The 17,324-nt window shown below is 40.2% G+C and carries 20 protein-coding genes; 10 read left to right on the top strand and 10 right to left on the bottom strand.

The window, feature by feature from the left end; all coding sequences use genetic code 11:
• The first annotated feature begins 110 nt into the window (after positions 1 to 110).
• Positions 111 to 311, top strand: coding sequence for a cold-shock protein CspD (cspD, locus tag J2S07_RS07075; protein ID WP_009791749.1), 201 nt, complete (start codon positions 111 to 113; stop codon positions 309 to 311).
• Positions 312 to 355: 44 nt separating this feature from the next.
• Here cspD and J2S07_RS07080 read toward each other — a convergent pair whose 3' ends face one another.
• Together J2S07_RS07080 and J2S07_RS07085 are read right to left on the bottom strand one after the other, a co-directional pair.
• Positions 356 to 532: a zinc-finger domain-containing protein gene (locus J2S07_RS07080; protein WP_307149714.1), complete on the bottom strand. Its 177-nt coding sequence runs from the start codon at positions 530 to 532 to the stop codon at positions 356 to 358.
• A gap of 23 nt (positions 533 to 555) precedes the next feature.
• Positions 556 to 1,209, bottom strand: a complete 654-nt coding sequence (locus tag J2S07_RS07085; protein WP_307149715.1) for a ribonuclease H family protein — start codon at positions 1,207 to 1,209, stop codon at positions 556 to 558.
• A gap of 183 nt (positions 1,210 to 1,392) precedes the next feature.
• On the opposite strand from J2S07_RS07085, the gene J2S07_RS07090 reads away from it, so the two are divergent.
• Both J2S07_RS07090 and J2S07_RS07095 read left to right on the top strand, forming a co-directional pair.
• Complete coding sequence (locus J2S07_RS07090; protein ID WP_307149716.1) at positions 1,393 to 1,791, top strand: reverse transcriptase-like protein; 399 nt, start codon at positions 1,393 to 1,395, stop codon at positions 1,789 to 1,791.
• Between the two features lie 5 nt (positions 1,792 to 1,796).
• Complete coding sequence (locus J2S07_RS07095; RefSeq protein WP_307149717.1) at positions 1,797 to 2,729, top strand: DMT family transporter; 933 nt, start codon at positions 1,797 to 1,799, stop codon at positions 2,727 to 2,729.
• 36 nt (positions 2,730 to 2,765) lie between these two features.
• Here J2S07_RS07095 and J2S07_RS07100 read toward each other — a convergent pair whose 3' ends face one another.
• Positions 2,766 to 3,038: a DUF6123 family protein gene (locus tag J2S07_RS07100; RefSeq protein WP_307149718.1), complete on the bottom strand. Its 273-nt coding sequence runs from the start codon at positions 3,036 to 3,038 to the stop codon at positions 2,766 to 2,768.
• 157 nt (positions 3,039 to 3,195) lie between these two features.
• Between J2S07_RS07100 and sspL the strand changes: the two genes are divergently transcribed.
• A complete protein-coding gene (sspL, locus tag J2S07_RS07105; RefSeq protein ID WP_370872796.1) occupies positions 3,196 to 3,330 on the top strand; it encodes a small, acid-soluble spore protein L in 135 nt (44 codons plus the stop codon).
• A gap of 52 nt (positions 3,331 to 3,382) precedes the next feature.
• Here the strand turns inward: sspL and J2S07_RS07110 are convergent, their stop codons facing one another.
• From J2S07_RS07110 to J2S07_RS07125, 4 genes are all read right to left on the bottom strand, one after another.
• Positions 3,383 to 4,276: a 5'-3' exonuclease gene (locus J2S07_RS07110; protein ID WP_307149720.1), complete on the bottom strand. Its 894-nt coding sequence runs from the start codon at positions 4,274 to 4,276 to the stop codon at positions 3,383 to 3,385.
• A gap of 100 nt (positions 4,277 to 4,376) precedes the next feature.
• Positions 4,377 to 8,018 (bottom strand): dynamin family protein, encoded by a 3,642-nt coding sequence (locus tag J2S07_RS07115; RefSeq protein WP_307149721.1) that lies wholly within the window; start codon positions 8,016 to 8,018, stop codon positions 4,377 to 4,379.
• A gap of 327 nt (positions 8,019 to 8,345) precedes the next feature.
• Positions 8,346 to 8,903 (bottom strand): isoprenylcysteine carboxyl methyltransferase family protein, encoded by a 558-nt coding sequence (locus tag J2S07_RS07120; RefSeq protein ID WP_307149722.1) that lies wholly within the window; start codon positions 8,901 to 8,903, stop codon positions 8,346 to 8,348.
• Positions 8,903 to 9,988 (bottom strand): type III polyketide synthase, encoded by a 1,086-nt coding sequence (locus J2S07_RS07125; RefSeq protein WP_307149723.1) that lies wholly within the window; start codon positions 9,986 to 9,988, stop codon positions 8,903 to 8,905. Before J2S07_RS07125 ends, J2S07_RS07120 begins: the two co-directional genes overlap by 1 nt.
• A 281-nt stretch (positions 9,989 to 10,269) precedes the next feature.
• Here J2S07_RS07125 and J2S07_RS07130 point away from each other — a divergent pair, with 281 nt between their 5' ends.
• From J2S07_RS07130 to J2S07_RS07150, 5 genes are all read left to right on the top strand, one after another.
• Positions 10,270 to 10,725: a chemotaxis protein CheX gene (locus tag J2S07_RS07130; protein WP_307149724.1), complete on the top strand. Its 456-nt coding sequence runs from the start codon at positions 10,270 to 10,272 to the stop codon at positions 10,723 to 10,725.
• A gap of 389 nt (positions 10,726 to 11,114) precedes the next feature.
• A complete protein-coding gene (locus J2S07_RS07135; RefSeq protein ID WP_307149725.1) occupies positions 11,115 to 11,342 on the top strand; it encodes a hypothetical protein in 228 nt (75 codons plus the stop codon).
• A gap of 267 nt (positions 11,343 to 11,609) precedes the next feature.
• Complete coding sequence (locus tag J2S07_RS07140; RefSeq protein WP_307149726.1) at positions 11,610 to 11,759, top strand: cytochrome c oxidase subunit 2A; 150 nt, start codon at positions 11,610 to 11,612, stop codon at positions 11,757 to 11,759.
• A 25-nt stretch (positions 11,760 to 11,784) separates the two neighbouring features.
• Positions 11,785 to 12,261 (top strand): cytochrome c oxidase subunit II, encoded by a 477-nt coding sequence (locus J2S07_RS07145; RefSeq protein WP_307149727.1) that lies wholly within the window; start codon positions 11,785 to 11,787, stop codon positions 12,259 to 12,261.
• Complete coding sequence (locus tag J2S07_RS07150; RefSeq protein ID WP_307149728.1) at positions 12,261 to 13,916, top strand: b(o/a)3-type cytochrome-c oxidase subunit 1; 1,656 nt, start codon at positions 12,261 to 12,263, stop codon at positions 13,914 to 13,916. The genes J2S07_RS07145 and J2S07_RS07150 overlap by 1 nt, the downstream gene beginning before the upstream one ends.
• Positions 13,917 to 13,955: 39 nt before the next feature.
• Here J2S07_RS07150 and J2S07_RS07155 read toward each other — a convergent pair whose 3' ends face one another.
• The 3 genes from J2S07_RS07155 to J2S07_RS07165 form a co-directional block, all read right to left on the bottom strand.
• The gene (locus J2S07_RS07155; RefSeq protein ID WP_307149729.1) at positions 13,956 to 14,888 is read right to left on the bottom strand and encodes a DMT family transporter; all 933 of its coding nucleotides are present in this window, start codon (positions 14,886 to 14,888) and stop codon (positions 13,956 to 13,958) included.
• A gap of 117 nt (positions 14,889 to 15,005) precedes the next feature.
• The gene (locus J2S07_RS07160; protein ID WP_307149730.1) at positions 15,006 to 16,526 is read right to left on the bottom strand and encodes a carboxypeptidase M32; all 1,521 of its coding nucleotides are present in this window, start codon (positions 16,524 to 16,526) and stop codon (positions 15,006 to 15,008) included.
• Between the two features lie 105 nt (positions 16,527 to 16,631).
• Positions 16,632 to 16,865: a DUF2249 domain-containing protein gene (locus tag J2S07_RS07165; protein ID WP_307149731.1), complete on the bottom strand. Its 234-nt coding sequence runs from the start codon at positions 16,863 to 16,865 to the stop codon at positions 16,632 to 16,634.
• Between the two features lie 220 nt (positions 16,866 to 17,085).
• On the opposite strand from J2S07_RS07165, the gene J2S07_RS07170 reads away from it, so the two are divergent.
• Positions 17,086 to 17,319 carry a DUF2249 domain-containing protein gene (locus J2S07_RS07170; RefSeq protein ID WP_307149732.1) on the top strand — a complete coding sequence of 78 codons (234 nt, stop codon included), beginning with the start codon at positions 17,086 to 17,088 and terminating at the stop codon, positions 17,317 to 17,319.
• The last annotated feature ends 5 nt before the right edge of the window (positions 17,320 to 17,324 follow it).

A 17,324-nucleotide genomic window follows, 5' to 3' on the forward strand; every position in this document is an offset into this window, starting at 1 on the left:
CAGAATATATTGGCGCATTTGGCAACAATTTGCACTTATATATCTAGTTTAATGATAATATATTTTTTTAGGCACTAGGTGTCTTGAAGGCTTAGGAGGAAAAGTTTATTATGCAAAACGGTAAAGTAAAATGGTTTAACAATGAAAAAGGCTTCGGATTTATCGAAGTTGAAGGTGGAGACGATGTATTCGTACACTTCACAGCTATTCAAGGTGACGGCTTCAAATCTTTAGAAGAAGGCCAAGAAGTTTCTTTCGAAATCGTCGAAGGCAACCGCGGACCTCAAGCTGCTAACGTCGTTAAACTTTAATTATATAAGATATTAAAGGCTGGCATATCGTTGCCAGCCTTTTGTTATTCTAATCTATGACCAAAATCCCTTATCTTTTCGCCAATCGTACACTCGGAAATGCAGAACCGGTGGGCATACGTTCTCCCTCGTTCAAGCTTATGATATTTATATAAAAAGCAACCATTGCAATATCCGCTTAACAGCTCCTCCACCTCTTGCAGTATTTCTTTTCGATTCAAAAGACAACCACCTTACTTTAATTTTATATTTCCAATTTGCTATTGATCATCGTTCCCTCAAGAGCTTGGGTTGCAAGCTTGTCGGCCTCTTTATTTTGTTTTCTAGATAGAGATGTATACTTTGGCTCAATCCCCAGCTCACCAATTTTCTCCTCAATTCGATCAAGCCAGCGATTTAGGTTTTCCTCAAAGCATGGCCATTCGCCCTCTAGCTGCTTCAGCACCACCTGAGAATCTCCTTTAATTTCACATGGGAGATGATGGACGCCTAATTCTTGAAGCTGATTCAATGCAAAATACAATGCTGCATATTCCGCTTCATTATTCGTATCCATTTCTTTAATAAGCTCATTAGCCCGCAATCGATAATTCTTTTTTCCTTGCTTATAGTAAATCACTACCCCAAGTCCTGCCTCATTTACATTTTTGTCAAAACCTCCATCAAAATATACAGTGATATCATGGGGCTCTTCTTCAATTTCGGCCGTCAGCTTACGCAACTCCTTCAGCGACCAGCTGCTGTTCATTTCATCCGTATAACTAATGTTCATGGCCTTTCCTGTCTTTTCCAGCTCCTCACCACAAGCAAGTGCTGTCTCAGAATCTAACCAATCTGACACAAAGGGAACGATTTTGCTTCCTTTAATTTTGAAATCCATCTCCAGTTTATATTTCATGATTCAACCTCGTTTCTGCTCGATTCATCCATCTATGGGATTTTTCTATTTTCATACTAAATAATTGTCAGAAAAAGCTGAAGTGATGTCATTTAAGATGTCCTTTTTTCCATCCATTTATGATAAACTATTTATTAGTTTAACTCAGTGAAGTACTCAAGTTTTAGTTTGGGAGGCAATGTCTTGATTGAAGTATACATTGATGGGGCAAGTGCTGGCAATCCCGGTCCAAGTGGAGCTGGGATTTTCATTAAAGGCAATGGGATTCTAGAAAACTACTCCATCCCTCTTGGTGTGATGAGCAATCATGAAGCCGAATTCTCTTGCCTAATTAAAGCATTAGGGATCTGTCTTGAAAAGGGATATCGGATCGTTTCGTTTCGTACCGATTCTGAGCTTGTCAATCGCTCGTTAGAAAAAGAGTTTGTCAAAAATGCTGCCTACAAGCCTTTCCTTGAGGAAGCATTGCATTTAAGAGGAGAATTTGATTTGTTCTTCATGAAATGGATTCCGAGCGCAGAAAACAAGATGGCGGATCAGCTGGCTAGGGCTGGAATCCATAAAAACAGCGAAAAGAGGTAATTGCGTTGACGAATAGTAAATTATTTGCTGATTTATCTTTGTTGCTTGTGGCCCTTGTTTGGGGTGCTACATTTGTAATCGTCCAAAATGCAATTGACCTGCTTCCTCCGATCACCTTTAACGGCATCCGCTTCCTCATTGCCACAATGATTTTGGGCGGGTGGCTTTTATTATTTGAGCGAAAACAGCTAGCTTTGGCAAACCGAAAAATATTTCTTTCAGGCTTCATCATTGGAGTTTGGCTATTTTTCGGCTATGCTACCCAAACGATCGGACTTTTATATACGAGTTCCTCAAAAGCAGGCTTTATTACAGGGCTTAGCGTAATTCTAGTTCCCTTGTTGTCATTATTGCTCCTGAAGCTACGACCGACAAAGAATGCGATTATCGGCGTGCTAGTTGCGACCGTTGGGCTGTATTTATTAACGATGACGGATATTTCCGCCCTCAACCAAGGAGACGCCCTTGTGTTTTTATGTGCGATAGCATTTGCACTGCAAATTGTGTTTACCGGGAAGTACAGTAGTCAATTTCCCACCTTATTTTTGACCGTGATTCAAATTGGCACGGTTGCTGTTCTATCCCTTATCTATTCTTTTTTATTTGAGGATTGGACATTAGCTTTTCAGCCAGCCATTATCTTAAACAGTTCAGTTATCATTGCCTTATTAATTACGTCCGTTTTTGCGACAGCCTTAGCCTTTTTTGCCCAAACCAATTTTCAAAAATTCACTACGCCGACAAGAGTTGCTCTGATTTTTGCCACAGAGCCGGTTTTTGCGGCGATTACTGGATTCATCTGGGCACATGATCGCTTGTCTGCAAGTGCAATCATGGGATGCGTTCTTATTTTGGCTGGCATGATCTTTGCAGAGCTCCCGTCAGCAAGCATTTTCTACAAGCAAAAGAAGAAGCAAGAGAATACCTTAGGTACATAAACTTAGGAAGGCGAGTCGATTCATTCGACGCGCCTTTTATATCGTTAGAATGTTTTCTTTTCTAACAAACCTAATCGCCTCTTGTCTCGATGCGATCTGATTGGTGGTAAAGAGCTCTAACAACGAGATATAGAAGCTTCCATCGAAGGTTTTTTGAGCCTTCAAGGTTAGCTCGAGTGCTGTCTTGGCCATTTCTTCGGAAGCATTTGTATATTGCTTGCCAAAATAGATGAATCCGATGGCATCCTCGCCGAACTGGAACCCCTTACTCCCTAATAATTGTAAATATTCCCCTAAATTCACAATCATGATTCCTCTCCTTACCATTATAGGATAAATTTTATCTTAATTTTCGACAAATTTCTATGTTTTTTCAAAGAATGTCTAAAGTGCAGACATTTGAATGAGAAAGAAGCGAAACGCAAATACTTAAGCATGAGGAATGGAGGTGTTAATTTTGGGGAGTATTAGTCATCGAACAAACAGAGGGAAGAAAGCACCTGGGGTCAATCCGCAAGGCTACGGCCAGGATGCTGAATTAACCGAGAACCCAAAAAGCAAACTGGAAAACCGGGCGAAAAAGAGCAATACAAAAATTTAAGCAAGGCCCCTTTATCCCAAGTAAAAAGGGCTGCTCGACATGAGACAGCCCTTTAGCTTACATACTCCTCGTTCAATTGAAGGAAACGTGTCAATCCCTTAAATTCAACTTCAGCGAACTTCTCTTGTACCTTTTCCTGGTTAATCTTTAGCCTGGCCTCTTCCAATGAATACTGGATCGGAACCTCACAATGAATCTCCGCAAGCTTTCGGCTTAAATAGAGCATGTCCAGATCCTGCTCGATCTTTGTGCGCTGTCCCTTTGGAAGCTGGTGAAGATTGGAAATAATTCCTTCCACATGCTCAAATTCCTTGATCAGCTTTAATGCTGTTTTTTCACCAATCCCTTTAACCCCAGGGTAATTATCACTAGGGTCACCCATCAAAGCCTTCACATCAATCATTTGCTGGGGAAGAATTCCCTTCTCTTCGAAAAAGCTATCCTTCGTATGAACTAAATAGTTTCCAAAGCCTTTTTGAAGGAGAGTCACCTTGATCCGTTCATCTAACAGCTGAAGAATATCTCGATCTCCTGTCAATATATTAACATGAATGTCTTCATCTATATTTTTAGCAATCGTCCCGATGCAATCATCTGCTTCAAAGCCAGCAAGACCGATGTTCGGGATATCAAATGCCTCCACTACCTCTTTGACAAGGTCAAACTGTGGAATTAGCTCAACTGGTGCTTCGCCACGATTTGCTTTGTAGCCGTCAAACATTTCCGTTCGGAAGGTTTGGCTACCCATGTCCCAGCAAACTGCCACATGACTTGGTCGAAAGGAAGAAAAAGCCGTAAGCATATGCTTCACAAATCCCTGTACTGCATTGGTAGGGACACCCTTTGAATTAATCATAAATTGTCCTGTAACCGCAGTCGCATAAAAGGCACGAAACAAAAGTGCCATTCCATCTACGAGCATGAGAGAATGATTTTGTTTATCCATTATGTCCCTCCACTTCATAATCATAAATATGATTATATCACAATTAGCCCTCATGCAGATGAATAAGTGTTTTTCCTTTGCTAGCCGTTCCTCGCTATATTTAACCTTTAAGTTCTCTCTCTATTTCTATTAGCTCCTCAACCGGGTAATTATTGCTCAATGTTGCATACATTCCCTCATAATACTCTGTGCTTTCTTCTAGGAATTGCTGGAGAAGCGCTTGGAACTCTTTTTCAAATTCAGCCGTATAGAATGTCTTTAGCCTTTCCTTCTCTTCATTTATATACTGCTCGGAAGGCTGCTGCAAGACCTCGTTTAGCGCATCCTGCAAGAAGCGCTTTTCATTCTTTTCAAAAAAGGCTTTTGGATTTTTGAACAAGGATAGTACCTTCTTGAATAAATCTCTGTCAAGGGATTGAAAAGCCTGCTCAAAGGAGAGGGTATCTATTTCCTTCATTTGATAGCGACTGAATGACAATTCCTCGTTAAGCTTACATAAATCCTTTGTCATTGCCTGATGATATTCATCAAGCAGCTTTGCCATGAATGCTTCAATCCTTAAAGTGGTCGCCCTTAATTCCTGAGCGAAATCAAACCCAAAGTCAAGGAGGAACTCCTCTAAGGCTTGCTGGAGGGCTTTTTTCAAATTTCTCCCGTCATCCCTTAGCACTGTTGGATTGAAGGATTCCTTAAAGAAATCATTGAACCTGAAAAACACTCTTTGCTTAATGTAAAAGGTCAATTCTTCAATTTCCTGATGCAATCTATGAACAAACGCATCTGGATCAGCCTTTTTTAGTAGCTCCTGAAGCTCGTGATGCTCCTTCTCTAATGCCAGCTTCTTCCTCTGCTTCAGTTCATTCCCCTCACTCGCAGAATGGATAAAGGTTCGTAGCTGTTCAAGGCCTCTCTCCCATTCAACTAGGCTCGAGTTGATCGCCATATCTGATAAATCATGGGTAATAAAGGAGTAGAAGCTCTCTTCAAAGGCTTGAATTCCAGAATGGCCTAGTGAGCCCTCCTCTTTTTCCTTTATAGCAAGAAGACTGGAAACTGGGAAAAGGGTTGGTTTCCTGATTCCGTAAAGAACAAGCTGATCATGTACATAGGTCAGGACATCATTTTTCTCCTCTTCACTGTTTGCCAAATCTACCGCATTAACGATAAAGAACATTTTGTCTAGTTCAAATGAGTCCTTCACCCGACCAAGCTGAATGAGAAATTCACGGTCTGCCTTGGAAAAAGCATGATTGTAATAGGTCACAAACAAAATCGCATCCGAATTCTTGATATAGTCAAAGGCAACCCCGGTATGTCTCGCATTAATGGAGTCTGCTCCAGGGGTGTCGACAAGGGTAATTCCTTTTCTAGTTAGCTCACAGTCATAATGAACCTCAATTAAATCAACAAGACAGGATTTTTCCTCATTGGCCACAAATTCCCGGAAGGTTGTGACATCTGTGATCAATGTTTCGCCTAAGCTGTTACGATAGGCCTCAAAGCCTTTGTGAAAGGCAGCAAGAAAAGAAAAATGGGTTTTATCATGAACATCAAGGTCTTGTACCCCATCCATCAACCGATTAATTTGTGTTAAAGCCTCGTCAAAATCACTAGCCGTCCTATCGAAGGCAGCGAGCGAGCGAGCGACATCGTTAAATAAAGCTGCTTTTGACTTAAGCCGTACCTTCACAGTACCATGTGGGTTATTCTCATCCGTTGGCATGATTTTATTGATGGCTGCTGTCGTCGGATTAGGTGAAACCGGCAATAGCTTTTCTCCTATTAGGCTGTTCGCAAAGGAGGATTTTCCTGCACTAAATGCTCCGAAAAGGGCCACTGTAAAGCTCTGCTTTTCAAGACGGTCCGCTTTTTCAAGGAGCAAATTCGAAATCTTCTTAAAGCCTGGAATAGATATGAGAGCCTGTGCTGATTTTCTCAGCTTTTGAACCGTTGATTTCCGTCGTTCCGCATCTTGAGAATGGTTATTTTTTGTTGGTGCTTCCTCTTCAGCGAACATTTCCTTGACCCTTTCTTGTTCAACAGGTTCCTCCATTTCCTGCTTATTTACGATTTCAATTTGAACATTCTCATGCAAAAGTTCAGCCAAATCGGAAGTTTGTTCTATAAGCTCTCCATTAAGCATTTGCTCCATCCGAATCATGCTCGCCGTTTGAAGCTCTAAAAGAAGCTGCTTCCCTTTCCAAGCATCAAGATAAAGAGTATACTGTGCTAGTTCTTTTTCAAGCTTTAAGCTTTCCTGTTTGAATTGTTTGCGAAGGAGCTCAAGATAGGCATCTCCCCATAATCTTGATTGCTGACGCGCCACTTTTTTGGCATTCTCGGCTACCTCAGCCGTATAATGAAGCACATATTCGCCGGATAGTCTCGCCCCGGACTTAACCGCTCCAGCGAGATCTTCCATTGTTATTGGAACTGAAAAATCTTGAATCCTACTTAGTAAAACAGAATCGTTTATTTCCTCTTCCTTCACCGTTCGGTTCAGGAGCTCCTTTAAATGCCAGGTGAGCTGGGAGGTCACTTTCTCCTTGAAGTCTGTGAAGAATCTCTCTAGCCTTACCTGTCTCTCCTGTTCGGTCTTCTGTTTGGAAAAGAATAATCCAACCTTAAAATCATCCTGTGCTGATTGGAGATACTTTTCCGCAAGCTCCCTCGTTTCAAAAGGCATAAGATAGGCATTCTTGAGAATAGACTCTACCGCTTCATCGAAAGCCTTCTCCTTCCTTTCAAGAACGGAGGAGATATTGTTCAGTGCCTGGGATAATTCCTCTACACGTTCAGGAAGATAGTCCTGTTCTTCCACTGGAAGCTCTGCCAATTGTGCTTCATAGGAATCAAGCTGTTCCTGGTCACGTGCTTTTAAAAATTGGTCATGCTCCTCTGTGAGCTTTCTTAATGAGTGGAGTACCGATACTTTCAGGAGCGAGGCCCTATCATCCCATTTGGAATGGATAAATTGCTGCAGTCGAGAAAAGTCATTATACGGATGCTGTTCCTCTTTTAAACTTGTGTAAAAAATTTCAGCGGGCTGAACTCCCCAAGCGGCAAAGGAATCCTTCACACTTGTCTGGAATTCCGCGAAGCTTAGTTCGTCCTCTCTATGCTTATCAATTTGATTGATTACGAGGTAGACTTCCTTCCCTGCCTGAGTTAATTCACGTGTAAACAGAAAATTCAACTCTGATTGAACATGGTTATAATCCATGACATAGAACACTAGATCGGCCAAATGCAGCGCTGATTCCGTCGCAAGGGCGTGGGCGTCATCGGTTGAATCAATGCCTGGTGTATCCATAATACATGCATCCGCTGGTAATTTATCGGTTGCATGGCTAATTTCGATCGATTGGATGGAATCCCCATCCTTGCAGTAGGTTTTGACCTTTTCATAGTTGTATGGTGCTGGATAAAGGAGGGGATTCCCCTCTTTAAAATTCACTCTTGCATATTCTTTTCCCGATTTTATTTTGACGAGGTTTGCACTCGTTGGAATCGGGCTTGAAGGCAACAGATTTTCCCCAATAATCCTGTTGATCATGCTCGACTTCCCCGCAGAAAAATGTCCGCAAAAGGCGATCGCATATTCCTGATGATGAAGTTTGATAAGCAGCTGTTTTGCCTTTTCCGCCGTTTCCTCATCCCCATTAGCCTGAAAAAAATGATGCAAAGAAGCAATTTTTTCCTCCATTGCTTTTACATCCATCTGTGAAGCCGTTTCAATCATTTTCTATACCCCTTATATGTTCGTAATTGATCCCATTATATTTTAACTGATCTGTCTCCATATTTCTTATAAAAATAGAAAAAAACTAGATCCTTTAGGACCTAGCTCTATAACAAATTATTTTGACTGTATGGTTGATGGCTTATTCACATGATTCAATACATGCTTCATTACAAAGGAATAAACGACTATGGTTGACACGATAAAGACAGACACCATATGTAACACATCCTTTTCACTCATTTAAACTCTTTTATCTTTTGATTTTTCAGCTCACTTACAATTTATCACGAATGATAATCATTTTCAACATCTACTTCGAAATGTTCACTCTTTTTTCATAACAGGGATAAGTCGCCTCTTCCCCTCAAATATTTCATCGTACTCTGTCAACCTTGCGAGTGCAGCCTCTTCCATTGGAATTCGTACAGATAATATCGCAACATTCAGTAAACTGAAGAGAATCGCTGTAAAGTAAGCCTGATACATACAAGGGATAATGATAAATTCAAGAGTGACGATCAGATAGTTCGGATGCCTTATATAGCGATACAATCCCCTTTTGACCAATTTCGCATTTGGAAGAATCAATATTTTCGTATTCCAATATTTCCCCAAGGTAAAAATAATCCATATTCGCCCGATTTGAGTGATCACAAAGAAAATCACAAGAAGTGGCCAGACTGGCGAAAGAGTTCGGTGAAATGCTAATACCTCTGCCATCATGACTACAAAAAATAACCCATGAATCATGACCATGTACGGATAATGGGACTGACCGACCTCGACTGCCCCCAAACTCTTGACCCAGGCTTCATTTCTTTTGGCAATTATTAGCTCTATCAACCGCTGAAATATAACGAAACCAATAAATAACCAAAACATCATACCCACCTTAAAAGGAGAAGCTCTGAACTGAAGCCAGGTCCAAGGGCAGCGGCCAAACCGAGTTCTCCTTCCTTGCCAATTTCCATGAATCTTTTCAGTACATAAAGGATGGTTACCGATGACATGTTTCCAAAATTCCTTAATACCTCACGGGAAATTTGCGTCTTATCGGGTAATATGGAGAGGGATGTTTCATAGGCGTCCAACACCTTTTTACCACCTGGATGAGCGATGAAATGCTCCATATCGGAGATTTTATGATCATGCTGGGATAGAAAATAGTCTACTGTCTCCTTCAGCTCCCCTTCAATTATGGTGGGGATATCCCTGGAGAACACGACAAATAATCCCTCGTCTTTCACATCCCAGCCCATGACATCGATGGAATCCTTCATCGTGGTCGAATGGGTGGAGAGAATGGCAGGAACACTTTCAACTCTTTGCCGTTTTTTCCGATCAAATTTATCTCCAGCTAGAAGAGCACAGGACACTCCATCTGCGAATAGAGAGGTGCCGATCAGATTGCTTTTGGAAAGGTCACCGGGCTGGAAGGTTAAGCTGCAGAACTCCACGGCTAATACTAGCACAAGTGCATTCGGATAGGCCTGGCAGTATTCAAATGCGCGGGCTAGTCCAGATGCTCCACCTGCACAGCCTAAGCCCCATATCGGAATTCTTTTCGTATGAGGTGAAAAAGGAAGCTGATTCATGATTCTTGCCTCGATACTTGGCGTTGAAATTCCTGTGCTTGAAATGAAGAATATGGCATCAATCTCTTCGTAGTCAATTGGCTCAAGAAGGAATTTTTCCTGCTGAAGACATACCTGAATTGCCTTCGCTCCTAATTCCACAGCCTGTTCGATATACGCGTTATTTTTCTCTTCAAACGTTCTATCAGATTTATACCATTCTATTTCTTTAACAAAAAAACGGGCATCAACCTGTCCATGCTGAAAAATTTTTAGCAGCCGATCGATATCCTTAAAGGTAGTTGAAAAAAGATTTCGTGAAAACTCCATCGCTTCCTTCTGAGTGAGCTTAAAGGGAGGGGAGATTTCTCCAATAGACAGTATCGTGGGCATCCACATCTCTCCTTCATACAAGGATTCTGAAATATCTATATGGTTACCTTTTCCAAATCCGTTAGAATTATGCAAAAAAAACTTCCCCCAATCGAAATTGAAGGAAGTCCATTGTTTTGAAGGATTGTTGTGCTCCTTTATTATAATTGGAATCCTAGCAAACTTCATCTATTAAACTTTTCCAGATCAAGTTTTTTATATTTAGTTACAATTCGTACTTTCAGATCAACATAGATATGGTACTATTAATTAATAGTAATTAAGTAGTGGGGGAATGTTTCGTGACTTTAACAAAAAGCATTACAGATATTTTAAATGGGACTATTGAATCAGTTAAAGCGGTCCTTCCATTTGAAATAAAGATAGACAAGCCTTCTTTATTCACACAACCTTTTACCCAGCATTCAATCGGGGTATTAATAGGGATGACGGGTGATGTGCGTGGGAGAGTGATCATTGATGGTGAGGAAGAGATTTTCGGAAAAATCGGCGAGGGAATGTTTGGAATGTTCCTCGAGGGTGAGATGCTTGAGTCCTTTGCTGGTGAGTTAGGCAATATGATCGCTGGTAACTTATCCACAACTATTTCTCAAAGAGGCTTTGAAATGGATATTACTCCCCCAACTGTTTTCGTGGGTCAAACTAAAATATATGGATTTAACCGTGCCTTCCGTCTGCCCGTCCATATTGCAAATGTAGGAATAATGGAGATTGTTTTAGCGGTGGAATTAGACTAGGCATATATTCAAATAAGCCAAAAAAGTGCAGTTGACCGCTGCACTTTTTTATTTTAGTTATTGGGTGTAAAATCATTTGAAGATGGCTGATTTTGTACTTCAATCCATATTTTATTTTTCACAGATGCACCACATGCCGTACATCGTTCTTGCCCGTCATATAAAAGACGACAATGATCACAATAATATTTCTCCATATAACCACTCACTTCATACAGAATTTGTTGATATCTTATTTTATTATAGAAAGCAATCGACTGTGATTAGTTTGTAACTGACCTTTCCCCTTAAGAAAGAAATTAAACCACTTTTTAATCTTACAATTGTGAGGTAAATCATATTGTAAACAATTTGAACATGCTAGAATTCACTTAAGAGGTGAGTGAGTCTTGAAAGATACCTATACAACTCTAACTAATTTGATTCAAAGAATTAAGGAAGAGCATGCTATCGCACATCAAGCTTCAAATAAAAATGAAAACTCTGAGTATTGGCTTGGTCGGTTTGCTGTGACCCAAGAGCTCCTTAACTTTTTTGATAAACACAATCCAAAAAGACCCGGATACGATATTTGTAGAAGATGCATTTTGACGGATGATGAAATAAGAATCAAATAGAAGAATTTCCTAAACCCACTGAATTCCACTGATTACTGGAAAAGAAGTGGGTTTTCATTTTTTTACATTCACAAAATGTTCACATTCCCTTGGAGTCCTATGTGATTTAAATCACTGTTATATTAAGTTTTCACTACTAGGATGGTGTTTATATGAGTAATGAACAATTTGTGAAATCCTATATTCCATATGGATTCTCAAAAATTGTCTAGTATGATGAAAATGTAATCATTTACATTTTCTAAATATTCGAAAGGAGTGAGTGTTATGGCGAAAGCGGAAATGAAGTACGATACACAACCTGAGAATGAGGAGCATTCCTCTTTGAAAGGAACGTTAGCTTCCGTTTTCATACTAGGAGCCATTCTAGTTGTAACATGGGTAGGCGTTTACTTCTTATACTTAGATCGTTTTTAGTGATTAGAAAGGGGACATTAAAGCCATGCATATGCATAAGTTTGAAAAAATATGGCTAATTTTCGGGGTAACAGCACTTCTCGTTTTCTTAACTGTATTAGGTGTCAGTGCCTTCTACCTTGGCAACCAACCGCCAAGCTGTCTAGCAACGGTTGACCCTGAAAAAGTTGACACAACTGCTCCATTTAATGAGCCTGGGCTCAAGAAGGTTGAAGGAAAAGATTGGGATTATGAATTAGTGTTTGTTGCACAAGCATTTGCTTATACACCTGGAGATGTGGAAGTTCCACTAGGTGCAAAGGTAAAAGTCATTGCGACAACAAAGGACGTTATTCACGGCTTTGAAGTAGCTGGTACCAATATTAACATGATGGTTGAACCTGGTTATATTAGTGAACTTGTTACAACATTTGATAAGCCAGGTGAATATTTAGTTTTATGTAATGAGTATTGTGGATCAGGACACCACATGATGACTTCGAAAATTAAGGTGGTGGAATAATGCTTAAAGCATCTTTAAGTTCAAAAGTTGACCCTCGTGATGCCAAATTATCAATGGCGCATTTCTATGTAGCATTCACTGCTCTTTTAGTCGGTGGTCTTGCCGGTTTATTACAAGTACTAGTTCGTTCAGGTAAATTTCAACTTCCTTTCGGAATCGGATATTATCAAGTTTTAACCGTTCATGGTGTTCTTTTAGGTCTTGTACTTACAACATTTTTCATTCTAGGATTTCATTTAGCTGCTGTAAGTAAAACTTCCGGTACCCTTACCAATAAGCAAAGAACGGTTGGTTGGATCGGCTTCTGGATTGCTTTAGTTGGAACAGTCATGGCTGCTGTCATGGTTCTTCTTAACCAAGCTTCTGTTTTATTTACATTCTATGCTCCATTAAAAGCACATGCGTTATTTTACTTAGGCCTAACCCTTGTTGTTGTGGGAAGCTGGTTTAACTCTGCTGTGATCATTATGAAATATGCAGAGTGGAGACGTGCAAACCCAGGGCAACCAAGTCCATTGCTTACATTTATGGCTCTTATCAACACATTAATGTGGTGTGTAGCTACCATTGGGGTTGCTTCAACCGTTCTTATTCAATTATTACCTTGGTCTTTAGGTATTGTTGATACAGTTAACGTGGGTATTAGCCGCACGCTTTTCTGGTACTTTGGACACCCATTGGTTTACTTCTGGTTGCTTCCAGCCTACATGGCATGGTATGTCGTCGTTCCAAAGGTAATTGGAACAAAAGTATTCTCAGATTCCTTAGCTAGAATGTCTTTCATTCTATTCCTATTGTTCTCAATTCCTGTAGGGTTCCACCATCAGTTGTTAGAGCCTGGTATTGACCCTGCTTGGAAATTCTTACAGGTAATTCTTACATTCTTAGTTGTCATTCCATCTTTAATGACAGCATTCTCATTATTTGCTACGTTTGAAAGCTTTGGTCGCTCTAAAGGTGCTACTGGCCTCTTCGGATGGCTTAAGAAGCTACCTTGGGGAGATGCACGTTTCACTGTACCATTTATCGGAATGGTTGCATTCATTCCAGGTGGTGCTGGTGGTATGGTTAACGCTTCCCACCAAATGAATCAGGTTGTTCATAATACGATTTGGGTAACTGGACACTTCCATTTAACTGTTGCAACTGCGGTTGTCCTTACCTACTTCGGAGTAACATTCTGGCTTGTACCACATTTAACTGGTCGTACATTAACAAAGAAGATGAATAAATTAGCTCTTACTCAAGGTATTCTATGGGCTGTCGGTATGACTTTCATGTCAGGAGCTATGCATGCTGCAGGACTTTTAGGCGCACCTCGTCGTTCATCATTCTCTGAATATGGCGGTGCTCCACAAGCAGCTGAATGGATTCCTTACCAAATTGCCCAAGCAGTTGGTGGCTCCATTCTATTCATCGCTGTCCTATTAATGGTTTATATCTTTATTAATCTAGCATTCTTTGCACCTAAGGGAGAGCAGGAATTCCCTGTTGGAGAAGCTACAAACCAAGCAGAAAAAGCTCCAATGGTCTTCGAAAACTGGAAGCTATGGCTTGGAATTACAGTTTTATTAATTCTATTCGCTTATACAATTCCATTTATCGACCTTATCCAAAATGCACCTCCAGGAGCAAAGGGCGGTAGGTTCTGGTAATTCACTAGACTAATTTACACGAGAATAAAGAGCACTGGTTCATCTTACTGAATCAGTGCTCTTTTTATTTGTGCCTGCCATTGATGCTAGTCTCTCCGCTTTCCCTGGCAAATTAACCATAATGACAGACATTAAAATCAGCAATGCTCCTAGAAATTGAACGAACCCCATTTTTTCTTGATAGACCACGATGCCAACGAGCGTTGCGACAACTGGCTCAACTGTGGCAATAATAGCGGCCTTACTGCTCTCTGTCTTTTCTAGTCCCCAAGTATAAACAAAATAAGCTAACACAGTCGGAATTAAGCCAAGACTTGCACTAATTAAGAGTACTTTGCTTTGCAACAAGAGATCCAACTTCCCCCATATACTCGAGAACGGAAGCAAGACTACTGTCGCTACTATGAAGGTATACAATGTTACGGTAAAAGGCTTATAATGTTCCAATGCAAACTTTCCAAATATGCTGTATAATGCATAACCTAACCCTGCTCCAAGTCCTGTGAGAACCCCTACCAATGTTATGTTTGATGTTGCCCCTGTCGACATCCCAGCAATCAAAACGCAGCCTATAATCGTACCCATAACCGCTCCTATTTTTCTCTTATGCAATGGCTCTTTTAGGAAAAGGTAGGATAGAATCGTGACAAAAGCTGGAGAAGTATACAGAAGGATGACTGCGATTGAAATGTTCATTTGGTTAATGGCAGAGAAATAACAGTAATTAAAAAAGACGATGCTACATATCCCTGTTCCGAAAAATAATGGTAGCTTTCGTAGCTCAATGGCAAACTGGGATCGATACCTTATTCCTCCAATTAACAAGAGAAATAGACTAGCAAAAGCAACACGAACGGTCACAATCTCCATTTCTGTTAAGCCCGCATCCTTTAATTCTCGAACAAAGATGGCAATCAATCCCCAAAGTGATGCACCGAAAGCGATCATTAAGTATGGTAAAAGTTTTTTCATGTTACCTCCATCAAATAGAAGTACTTCTTATGATTTTTTGTTCAAAAGCAACATGGCTTGAGAAAAGCCTTGTAAAAAAAGGATGACGAGATGTCATCCTCTTTTTTCATGAACGCTTTAGTTCAATTGGTAAATCCCTTGATATTTTTCATATAAATAATCCACTAAATACTGGGCATTCAACCCTTCCCCTGTCACATCCTGGAGAATTTCAAGCGGCTTCTTCATCGCTCCAAATTGATGGATATGATGGGTTAGCCATTCTTGAATCGGCTTAAGCTCCCCTTTTTCGAGCAACTCATCATATTCAGGAAGGTCCTTTAGCATCGTATTCTTGAATTGAGCGGCATACAAGAGACCCAAGGCATAGGATGGGAAGTAGCCAAACATACCTCCTGACCAGTGAACATCCTGCAGAACTCCATTTGCATCCGTATCAGGTCTAATTCCTAAGTATTCCTCATATTTATCATTCCAAATTTGAGGCAAATCCTTTACTTCAATTTCATCATTAAATAAGCCTTTTTCTATTTCATAACGGATGATCACATGAAGTGGATAAGTTAGTTCATCTGCTTCAATACGAATGAGGGATGGCTTTGATTCATTAATCGCACGATAATACTCTTCCAGCGTAACCTTATCAAACTGGCCGCCTGCGTATGATTTTAATAGATCATAATTCTTCTTCCAGAAATGAAAATTACGGCCTACTAGATTTTCATAGAAAAGTGACTGGGACTCGTGGATTCCCATGGAGGTACCCGTGCATAATGGTGTCCCTACTAAATCCTTTGAAATATTTTGCTCATATAAAGCATGCCCGCCCTCATGAATCGTTCCAAATACAGCTACGCGGAAATCACTTTCATCATACTTCGTCGTAACCCGGACATCTCTATTATTGATGGTGATTTCAAAAGGATGCACCGTTTCATCCAAACGTCCAGCTTGGAAATCGTAGCCCATCTGTTCGAGAATCTCGATGCTTAGATCACGCTGCTTTTCCTTTGGAAAGTGTTCAAATAGAAAGGAAGTATCCGGCTTATGACTAGATTCAGAGATTGCTTTCACAAGGGGTACGATTTTTTCACGCAAATCACCAAAAACTTGATCGAGTACTTCGACAGTAATTCCTGGTTCATACATGTCTAGCAAAGTATTATATTTATTGCCTTCGTATCCCCAATATGTAATGAACCGTTTATTGGTTTCAATCAGCTCTTCAAGATAAGGTTTAAACATGTCAAAGTCAGACTTTTCCTTTGCTTCCTCCCACACGCTTTCTGCCTTCGATTGAAGAATGACATATTGCTTGTACTCTTCAGCAGGAATCTTCTTATTTCTCTCATACTCTTTTTTGCAATGCTCTACGGTCTTTTTCGTGATTTCTGAGATAACTCCTACCGCATCTGCTTCTGAAAGTCTTTCAATAAAGAAGCCCATCTTATCTGAGGTAGACATGTCAAATACCTCAGCGGATAGGATTCCAATCACCTGTGAACGCTGTTCTACTCCCTTCTTAGGAGCCCCCGTGCGCAAATCCCAAAAAATTAGCGAAAGTGCCTCTCCATATGCACTCATTTTCCCTACATATTCTAAAAACTCCTGCTCTACTTGCTTTACTGTTTCACTCATACTGTTCCTCCTATTAATGCGACTACTCCTCCATTTTATCACATTTTTCAGAATAGTTGTTGAAAAAAAGAGAGAGCAGAATCAATAAGCTGCTCTCTCCTCCCATTATTTTTTCCCGATTGCCACCCTCCAGATCTCTGGACCCTCCTCAAGATATTCCCATGAGAACTCATCAGGCTTCTCAATCATGAATTGATACCTTAATGGTTTAGGATCATGATCATTAATCAAAAGCATGAATTCACCTGGGTTCAGAGATTCGAAGGTATTCAATATGGTTGGATGCTTCTCTTTTGGTGGATAATTCGGTGCAATCACCTGTGCTGCAAATTCTATCATTTCAATCACTCCAATATCATTTTGAAATTAGATAGGCTTCAAATGTTCTCTGTCCTATCGCTTACAATCAAAAGTATAGATGGGTTCTTTCTTTTGGAAAGTGAGTGTCATCACACAGCCAAAAAAAATATTTTTGTTCAATTGTGATGCATATCACGATATGGTTGGATGAAAATGATTATCATTAAACTACAAATGACAGATAAAGGAGATATTAAAAATGGAGAAAAAAATAATTGAATTGGACGTACGTGAGGACCTAAAAAATAAGATCGAGCCCTTCCAAAAGATTATGGAAGCAGTGAAAGGTCTAGAGGCCGGAGATATCTTTATTCTTCACGCACCCTTTAAACCAACTCCTCTTTTACCCATTCTAAAAGCAAAGGGCTTTGAGCATGAACTAGAGGAAGTTGAGAAGAAGCATTGGAAAATTACTTTTACAAAAAAGGGGTGAGCGTA

This window comes from Anoxybacillus andreesenii, from assembly GCF_030813005.1.
Lineage (GTDB): Bacteria > Bacillota > Bacilli > Bacillales > Cytobacillaceae > Robertmurraya > Robertmurraya andreesenii.

Excerpts from the sequence above, each read along its gene's own strand:
- J2S07_RS07120 (WP_307149722.1), bottom strand. The coding sequence starts at position 8,903 with ATGTTTTGGTTATTTATTGGTTTCGTTATATTTCAGCGGTTGATAGAG.
- cspD (WP_009791749.1), top strand. The coding sequence starts at position 111 with ATGCAAAACGGTAAAGTAAAATGGTTTAACAATGAAAAAGGCTTCGGA.
- J2S07_RS07085 (WP_307149715.1), bottom strand. The coding sequence starts at position 1,209 with ATGAAATATAAACTGGAGATGGATTTCAAAATTAAAGGAAGCAAAATC.
- J2S07_RS07100 (WP_307149718.1), bottom strand. The coding sequence starts at position 3,038 with ATGATTGTGAATTTAGGGGAATATTTACAATTATTAGGGAGTAAGGGG.
- J2S07_RS07140 (WP_307149726.1), top strand. The coding sequence starts at position 11,610 with ATGGCGAAAGCGGAAATGAAGTACGATACACAACCTGAGAATGAGGAG.
- J2S07_RS07125 (WP_307149723.1), bottom strand. The coding sequence starts at position 9,988 with ATGCCCACGATACTGTCTATTGGAGAAATCTCCCCTCCCTTTAAGCTC.
- J2S07_RS07165 (WP_307149731.1), bottom strand. The coding sequence starts at position 16,865 with ATGATAGAATTTGCAGCACAGGTGATTGCACCGAATTATCCACCAAAA.
- J2S07_RS07150 (WP_307149728.1), top strand. The coding sequence starts at position 12,261 with ATGCTTAAAGCATCTTTAAGTTCAAAAGTTGACCCTCGTGATGCCAAA.
- J2S07_RS07115 (WP_307149721.1), bottom strand. The coding sequence starts at position 8,018 with ATGATTGAAACGGCTTCACAGATGGATGTAAAAGCAATGGAGGAAAAA.
- J2S07_RS07145 (WP_307149727.1), top strand. The coding sequence starts at position 11,785 with ATGCATATGCATAAGTTTGAAAAAATATGGCTAATTTTCGGGGTAACA.
- J2S07_RS07160 (WP_307149730.1), bottom strand. The coding sequence starts at position 16,526 with ATGAGTGAAACAGTAAAGCAAGTAGAGCAGGAGTTTTTAGAATATGTA.
- J2S07_RS07155 (WP_307149729.1), bottom strand. The coding sequence starts at position 14,888 with ATGAAAAAACTTTTACCATACTTAATGATCGCTTTCGGTGCATCACTT.
- J2S07_RS07170 (WP_307149732.1), top strand. The coding sequence starts at position 17,086 with ATGGAGAAAAAAATAATTGAATTGGACGTACGTGAGGACCTAAAAAAT.
- J2S07_RS07110 (WP_307149720.1), bottom strand. The coding sequence starts at position 4,276 with ATGGATAAACAAAATCATTCTCTCATGCTCGTAGATGGAATGGCACTT.